The sequence below is a fragment of the Pseudomonas mandelii genome (assembly GCF_002251635.1).
Taxonomy (GTDB): Bacteria; Pseudomonadota; Gammaproteobacteria; order Pseudomonadales; family Pseudomonadaceae; genus Aquipseudomonas; species Aquipseudomonas mandelii_B.
In genome coordinates this window covers 1-7,286 of record NZ_NMOJ01000227.1, presented here as the reverse complement: position 1 = coordinate 7,286, position 7,286 = coordinate 1, and the positions used below count along the sequence as shown (strand labels likewise).

General features: G+C 60.3%; 5 protein-coding genes. 2 read left to right on the top strand and 3 right to left on the bottom strand.

The features are described from left to right. The first annotated feature begins 327 nt into the window (after positions 1-327). The gene (locus B7L09_RS27225; RefSeq protein ID WP_094471469.1) at positions 328-1,518 is read left to right on the top strand and encodes a benzoate/H(+) symporter BenE family transporter; all 1,191 of its coding nucleotides are present in this window, start codon (positions 328-330) and stop codon (positions 1,516-1,518) included. Between the two features lie 96 nt (positions 1,519-1,614). On the opposite strand, the gene B7L09_RS27220 is transcribed toward B7L09_RS27225, so the two are convergent. After that, positions 1,615-1,959 (bottom strand): YggL family protein, encoded by a 345-nt coding sequence (locus tag B7L09_RS27220; RefSeq protein WP_094471468.1) that lies wholly within the window; start codon positions 1,957-1,959, stop codon positions 1,615-1,617. Positions 1,960-2,193: 234 nt separating this feature from the next. Between B7L09_RS27220 and dacB the strand changes: the two genes are divergently transcribed. After that, a complete protein-coding gene (gene dacB, locus B7L09_RS27215) occupies positions 2,194-3,654 on the top strand; it encodes a D-alanyl-D-alanine carboxypeptidase/D-alanyl-D-alanine endopeptidase (RefSeq protein ID WP_094471467.1) in 1,461 nt (486 codons plus the stop codon). Positions 3,655-3,789: 135 nt separating this feature from the next. Here dacB and B7L09_RS27210 read toward each other — a convergent pair whose 3' ends face one another. Both B7L09_RS27210 and rlmKL read right to left on the bottom strand, forming a co-directional pair. Then, entirely contained in the window at positions 3,790-6,192 is a 2,403-nt protein-coding gene (locus B7L09_RS27210) for a sensor domain-containing diguanylate cyclase (protein WP_094471466.1), read from the bottom strand. Positions 6,193-6,333: 141 nt separating this feature from the next. Continuing rightward, on the bottom strand, positions 6,334-7,286 hold a 953-nt coding region (gene rlmKL, locus B7L09_RS27205), incomplete at its 5' end, for a bifunctional 23S rRNA (guanine(2069)-N(7))-methyltransferase RlmK/23S rRNA (guanine(2445)-N(2))-methyltransferase RlmL (RefSeq protein WP_094471465.1).

Sequence of the window (7,286 nt, the reverse complement as noted above, 5' to 3'; positions counted from 1 at the left end):
ACCGTNACTGTAATACGGCACAGTGGGTCGCTGGCAAGTATCGCGTAAAAAACACCGCGATTGTACACAATGGATGGTGGCAACACGACTGTACGGCTGTTTGTCGCTTCTGCTGTATCGCAACGGTTGGTTACTTTTGAGTTTAGGCTTGATCGCAGAATCCGCAGCCTGAATGCAATCCCTGTAGCAGCTGGCATCTCCATCAGAACAAGGAACACCGCTGTCATGAACGACGACCGGTACGACGCCTTTGATCGCAGAATCCGCAGCCTGAATGCAATCCCTGTAGCAGCTGGCATCTCCATCAGAACAAGGAACACCGCTGTCATGAACGACGCCACGCACACGCAGCTCCGCCCCTTGGCCGATACGTCACCGTCGGCGATCGTCGCCGGCTTCATCGCGATGATGACCGGTTACACCAGTTCTCTGGTGTTGATGTTCCAGGCCGGACAAGCCGCCGGCTTGACCACCGCGCAGATTTCCTCGTGGATCTGGGCCATCTCGATCGGCATGGCGGTGTGCAGCATTGGCTTGTCCCTGCGTTATCGCACGCCCATCACCATTGCCTGGTCGACCCCCGGCGCGGCGCTGCTGATCACCAGCCTGGGCGGCGTGAGTTACGGCGAAGCGATTGGTGCCTACATCACCTGCGCGGTCCTGGTGACGCTCTGCGGGCTGACCGGCAGCTTCGAAAAACTGGTCAAGCGCATTCCCGCCTCATTGGCGGCGGCACTGCTGGCGGGGATTCTGTTCAAGATCGGCAGCGAGATTTTCGTCGCCGCGCAACATCGCACCGGCCTGGTGCTGGGGATGTTCTTCACTTATCTGTTGGTCAAGCGCCTGTCGCCGCGCTACGCGGTGCTCGCAGCGTTANTNATAGGCACGCTGCTGTCGGGCCTGATGGGGCTGCTGGACTTCAGCGGTTTTCATCTGGAAGTGGCAACGCCGGTCTGGACCACCCCGCACTTCTCGCTGGCGGCGACCATCAGCATCGGCATCCCGCTGTTCGTGGTGGCGATGACCTCGCAGAACATGCCCGGCGTCGCCGTATTGCGCGCCGACGGCTACACCGTGCCCGCCTCGCCGTTGATCACCGCAACAGGCCTGGCCTCGCTGGTGCTGGCGCCCTTCGGTTCCCACGGGATCAACCTGGCAGCGATCAGTGCGGCCATCTGCACCGGGCCGCATGCCCATGAAGACCGCAACAAGCGTTATACCGCAGCCGTGTGGTGCGGGGTGTTCTACGGGATTGCCGGGGTATTTGGCGCCACGTTGGCGGCGTTGTTCGCAGCCTTGCCCAAGGAGCTGGTGCTGTCGATTGCGGCCTTGGCGTTGTTTGGCTCGATCATCAATGGCTTGAGCATTGCCATGACCGANGTGAANGAACGTGAGGCGGCGCTGATTACCTTTATGGTCACGGCGTCCGGGCTGACGCTGTTTTCCATTGGGTCCGCGTTCTGGGGGATTGTGGCGGGGGTGTTGACGCTGGTGATCTTGAATTGGCGTAAAGCCTGAAACGAGGCTGCGTGNAGCCTGAAACGAGGCTGCGTGCTTTTGATCTTCCGGACATAAAAAAACGGCGACCCTTGGGCCGCCGCTTCTTTTATGACATCAAGCTACCGGATTGATCGGCTTTTCCGGGTACCAGACGTCGATCAGCGGGCTGACGGTTGCTTCGGTCAGTTCGCTGCGGCCCTTGAGCCAGGCTTCAACAGCAGCGCGCTGCTCTTCGGACACCGAGCCACGCTTCTGCAGGCAAACCAGACCGAAGTCGTCGCCGCCAACATAACCCAGACCGTTGGCTTCCATGGCTTCTTTCAGGAACGCGTCGAGGAAAGCATCAACCGCTTCATCGTCCAAACCTTCTTTGAAGTCCAGGTTCAGTTCGAAACCCAGCTCTTGAAATTCATCAACGCACAGTTTTTTGCGCAGACGCCGGGAACGGTTAGTCGCCATTGGAACAATCCTCATAAGTAATAACGGGCGGCACTTTAGCAGTTTAAGGCGGCAATTGCCCGACTCTCTGGGACAGGCGGTTGACCGTCGGTAAAAAAATTGCGGATTAGAGGGCCACGGCAAGGCACAAGCCGTTACACCTTGGGGCATAATGCCGACACTTTCATGACCACTGAGGGAATTTATCTTCATGCCCTCGCCTTTTTTCCCCTCGAATGCAGGGTTCTATTTCACATGATCAAATCTTTGCGTCCCTTGTTGCTGGCCGGTTTCCTTCTTCCTCTGGCCTTCTCCGTTTCCGCCGCCTCCATCAACACCGGTCTGTCCCCCAACGTCGAAAAAGCCCTCAAGGCCAGCAAGCTTCCGGACAACGCCCTGTCGCTGGTGATGATTCCGTTGAACGGCCCGGGCACGCCGACCATTTACAACGCTGACGTTTCGGTCAACCCGGCCTCGACCATGAAGCTGGTAACCACCTACGCCGCGCTGGAAATGCTCGGCCCCAACCACCAGTGGAAGACCGAGTTCTACACCGACGGCACCCTCAGCGGTGGCGTGTTGCGCGGCAACCTCTACCTTAAGGGCGGTGGCGATCCCAAGCTGAACATGGAAAAACTCTGGCTGCTGATGCGCGACCTGCGCGCCAACGGCGTGCAACAAGTCACCGGCGACCTGGTGCTGGACCGCAGCTTCTTCAACCAGCCGCAATTGCCCGAATTCAATGACGACGGTAACGACGAGAACAAGCCGTTCCTGGTCAAGCCCGACGCCCTGCTGGTCAACCTGAAGGCCCTGCGCTTCGTGGCACGCAACGACAACGGCCGGGTCCTGGTGTCGGTGGAGCCACCGATTGCCAGCATCAATATTGAAAACCAGGTCAAAGCGGTCAATTCCAAGCAATGCACCGGTGGCGTGCGTTACAACCCGGTGACCCAGGCCGATGGCAGCGTGACCGTGACGGTCGGCGGTCAGTTGGGCGAAGGCTGCAGCTCGCAGACTTATCTGTCGCTGCTTGACCACGCAACCTACACCGCCGGTGCCGTGCGGGCGATCTGGAAGGAGCTGGGCGGCAGCATCCAGGGTAAGGATCGTCTGGCGCCAACGCCGAGCAACGCCAAAGTACTGGCCCGGGCCTACTCGCCGGACCTGGCGGAAATCATTCGCGACATCAACAAATACAGTAACAACACCATGGCCCAGCAGTTATTCCTGAGCCTCGGCGCGCAGTTCCGAAACGATGCCGATGGCGATGATGCCAAGGCCGCACAACGCGTAGTGCGTCAGTGGCTGGCGAAGAAAGGCATCACCGCACCGCACCTGGTGATGGAAAACGGTTCCGGCCTGTCTCGCGCCGAACGCGTGAGCGCCCGTGAAATGGCGGCGATGCTGCAAGCCGCGTGGCGCAGCCCCTACTCCGCCGAGTTCATCAGCTCGCTGCCGATTGCCGGCACCGACGGCACCATGCGTAAACGCCTGAAAACCACCGCCCTGCGCGGCGAGGCCCACGTCAAGACCGGCACCCTGAACACGGTGCGCGCCATCGCCGGGTTCAGCCGCGATAACAACGGCAATAGCTGGGTGGTGGTGGCGATCCTCAACGACAAGGCCCCGTTTGGCGCATCGTCGGTGCTGGATCAGGTGCTGCTGGACCTGTATCGCCAGCCGAAAGTGCCGGAAACGGCTTCGGTGCTCTGACCCCGATCTTCCAAACACTGAAGATCATTGTGGGAGCGAGCTTGCTCGCGATAGCGGTATGACAGTCGACATAAACGTTGAATGTCAGGCCTCATCACCTCAGATCAAAATGTGAGAGCGGGCTTGTTGGTGGCCTTAGCTGGTCTGCGGCTCGACCCGATCCCGTCCCGCCTGCTTCGCCGCATAAACCCCGGAATCCGCCCGCAGCAACAGCGCATCCGCGCCTTCACCAACTCGCCAGCTGGCAATCCCGAAACTCGCGGTCACGGTGCCCACGCCTTCGATCGGTGAACTGCGCAAGCCTTGCCACAGCTGCAAGGCCAGGACATGGGCATGCTCTGCGTCGATGTCCGGGCACAGCACCATGAACTCCTCGCCACCCAGGCGGCAGAACACGTCGGTACGTCGCAGACGATGACCGATGCGTTCGCACACAACCTGCAACACCCGGTCGCCCACGGCATGGCCATGCTGGTCATTGATGCGCTTGAAGTGGTCGATGTCGAGCATGATCACCGATAACTCGCCACCACCGCGCTCTACCCGGGCCATTTCGGTGGTCAGGCGTTCTTGAAAGTAGCGACGGTTGTGAATTCCGGTCAGAGAGTCGGTAATCGACAGCGCCCGCAACTCTTCTTCCACCCGCTTCAGGTCGGAAATGTCCGAGATGTAGCCATGCCAGAGCACGCCGCCGCCCGGCAGTTCCTCCGGCGTCGCCTCGCCGCGCACCCAGCGCAGGCCGCGCTGAGGCAGTTGCACCCGGTATTCCTCGCGCCACGGACTGAGGGTCTCCGCCGAGGCGCGGATCGAGGCGCGAACGCGGGTCGTGTCCTGGGGATGAATCCGCGTGAAAATCGCCTCCGCGTTGAGCAGCAGCACATCCGGCTCGAGTTCGTAGATCTCGCGAATCCCGTCGCTGGCGTAGATCACGCTGAAGCGACCGTCGAATTCCATCTTGAATTGATAAATGCCACCGGGCACATGGGCGCTGAGTTTTTTCAGCAACAAGTCGCGGGCGGCCAGGGCTTCGTGGACACGCTTGCGTTCGGTGATGTCGATGCAGACTGCCAGATGCCCAACCCACAGGCCCTGCTCGTCAAGGACCGGGGTCGCGAGCATGTTCACGGTCAAATGGCTGCCATCCTGACGGACCAGCGTCCACTCCCGCGCTTCGTGACCGCCCTCCTCTGCGCCTTCGACCAACATCGCCTGACAGGTCGGAATCGGCTTGCCATACCGCACACTCAATTCTGCCGAGCGTGCGACCAGCTCTCGGGGAAGGTGCAGGTTTTCCAGGGTCATGCGTCCCACCACTTCAGCGCTGGAGTATCCCAGCATCTGCTCGGCCCCAGCGTTGAAGGTGCTGATCACGCCACGCAGGTCCGTGGCGATGATCGCCACTTGGGTCGCGGCATTCAGCACGCCGCGCAACTGGCCGTGAGTGCCGCGCAATTCCTGCTCGCGGGCGTGCAGTTCCTGGGTGCGCTGCTCGACCATTTTCAGTGCGCGCTGGCGTTGGCTGACCAACACGTAGAGCAACGCACTGAGCAGCACACTGAGCAAACCACCGAGCACCACCAGGCTGGTCACCGAGGAATGGTTGGCTTTCAGAAAGGCTTCGCTGGGCAGGATATCGACTTGATAGTCGTGGTCGGCCATACGCAACAGGCGTGTCGCGGACAATTCACTGGGCGCAGGCGAGTTATAGGACTCGTAAAGCACTTCATGCTGATCGTCGGTGGACAGGTCAAGGATGCGCACCGAAAGATAGTCATAACTGGCCTCCGGCAACCCGTCCGCCAGCAACTGACGCATGCTGATCACGGCCATGACATAACCGTAGGGTTTGGCGCTCGGCGTCGCCGCATCACTCTGACGCTTCACCGGCGCTACCAGCAGCACGCCACGCGCATATGCCGGCTCGATACCCACCAGATGCATCGGCTGCGAGACGGCCATGCTGCCCAGCTTGTCGGCCCGATCAAGGGTGGCGCGGCGCAAGGGCTGGGCAAACAAGTCGTACCCCAGCGGCGAGCCGAGTCGGCTTCGGGTCTGGCTGTAGAGCACCGCCACGTATTCATCCCGTTCGGCGGCCAATTGCAGCTGGCCCTCGGCATTGAGCTCACGCAGGGTGAAGTCGCTCAAACCTTCTTCTTCGCGCACCTTGCGCTCGAATTCCGCCCGCTCGGCACGGGTGACCCGCGCCGCGAATGAATACGCCTGCGTGCGGTGCAGCAACGGTTGGGTGTAGCCGTCGAACTCCTCGCGGGAGACCGACTCGGAATTGGCGAAGAACCGGCGCAGGCCGTCGAGGCGCTGCTCCTGATCTTCGAAACGTTCTTCGATGCGGCTATAACGTTCGCTGGCGAGCAGCTGGAAACGTTGCCGTAATTGATGGTGATACAGATTCAGCGTCGACCAGGTCAGCAATCCAGTGAGAATCCCACCGACGAGCAATACCAGCAGCGCGACCAGCCAGGCCGAGACATCTTCACTGATAAAACCCAGGATCTTGGGACGCACGGCGTGCAACGACATAAACGCAACTCAAAACGCCAGGTGCGGGAAAGCCCATTGGCCATGAGTTGAGTTATAGCTATTAGCCACTAATTTGACCAGCACAGAAAGAACCAAAGAGCCTTTAAAAATCAAGGCTCTGTGGATCCAATCACTTATCTGTCAACGGGCTGTGATTTTCCAGGCACGGTGGATCTTGCCATTACGGGCGAAATCCGGATCGATGGTCTGGGCAGTGATTTCTTCAACGGCATAACGCGCGGCGAGGTTGTCCTCAAGCACGAACTTGCGGAAGTTGTTCGAGAAGTACAGGACGCCACCCGGTGCCAGGCGGGCCATGGCCAGGTCGAGCAACTGCACGTGGTCGCGCTGCACGTCGAAGATGCCTTCCATGCGTTTGGAGTTGGAGAAGGTCGGCGGGTCGATGAAGATCAGGTCGAACTCATCGCGGCTGGCTTCCAGCCACGCCATCACGTCACCCTGCTCCAGACGGTTCTTGTCGGAAAAACCGTTGAGCGAGAAGTTGCGACGCGCCCAGTCCAGGTAGGTTTTGGACAAGTCCACGCTGGTGGTGCTGCGCGCACCGCCCTTAGCTGCGTGCACACTGGCGGTGGCGGTGTAGCAATACAGGTTGAGGAAACGCTTGCCGGCCGCTTCCTTCTGGATGCGCATGCGCATTGGGCGGTGGTCGAGGAACAGACCGGTGTCCAGGTAGTCGGTGAGGTTGACCAGCAGCTTCACGCCGCCTTCGCTGACCTCGGTGAACTTGCCCTGGGCNGCTTGGCGTTCGTACTGCTTGGTGCCGCTCTGACGCTCGCGGCGCTTGACCACCACGCGGCTCTTGTCGATGTTCAAGGCCTGCGGAATGGCCGCCAGCGCATCGAACATGCGTGCGGAGGCTTTTTCCGGGTCGATGGACTTCGGCGCAGCGTATTCCTGGACGTGAACCCAATCGTGGTACAGGTCGATGGCCATGGAGTATTCCGGCATGTCGGCGTCGTACACACGGTAGCAATCCACCCCTTCACGCTTGGCCCACTTGCCCAGCAGCTTGAGGTTCTTCTGCAAGCGATTGGCGAACATCTGCCCGCCTTCGCTCAGGCGCGCCTGCTCGA

Coding starts and splice junctions, on each gene's coding strand:
- B7L09_RS27210 (WP_094471466.1), bottom strand. CDS start 6,192: ATGTCGTTGCACGCCGTGCGTCCCAAGATCCTGGGTTTTATCAGTGAA.
- B7L09_RS27220 (WP_094471468.1), bottom strand. CDS start 1,959: ATGGCGACTAACCGTTCCCGGCGTCTGCGCAAAAAACTGTGCGTTGAT.
- dacB (WP_094471467.1), top strand. CDS start 2,194: ATGATCAAATCTTTGCGTCCCTTGTTGCTGGCCGGTTTCCTTCTTCCT.